The following is a 329-nucleotide window of genomic DNA, read 5'->3' as shown; positions in this document are numbered from 1 at the left end:
ACGACGCTCTTCCCATCTGCGAGCACTGGGAAATGGGCCTGGAGGACACCGAGCGCACGCTGCGCCACAACAAGTGGCTGATGCTGCCCACCAATGTCGAGGGCGTCGCCATCCACGACCTGCACCGCGAAGGCCCGACCTGATACTTAGGTCCAGTACAGGCGGAGCAAGAAAGGCGGCGAGAATTGCGGTGCAGGGCTTAGAAACGCTCGCCCGACTGTGAAGCTGTTCTTCATAGCCTATCAACATTGTCGCCAATAGCCGCTCGCATAAAGCAGGCGTACATCCAGACAGCGGCGCAAAAGCGCTGGCCTCAATGGGGTACCGCC

The 329-nt window shown here is 60.2% G+C and carries 1 protein-coding gene; it reads left to right on the top strand.

What is annotated here, in order from left to right; all coding sequences use genetic code 11:
* The coding region (locus EN852_RS43435) for a DUF3734 domain-containing protein (RefSeq protein WP_189546543.1) at positions 1 to 143 on the top strand (143 nt) is incomplete at its 5' end.
* Positions 144 to 329: the final 186 nt, after the last annotated feature.

The organism is Mesorhizobium sp. M2E.F.Ca.ET.209.01.1.1, from assembly GCF_004010375.2.
Lineage (GTDB): Bacteria > Pseudomonadota > Alphaproteobacteria > Rhizobiales > Rhizobiaceae > Mesorhizobium.
This window is presented reverse-complemented; position numbering and strand designations above follow the sequence as displayed.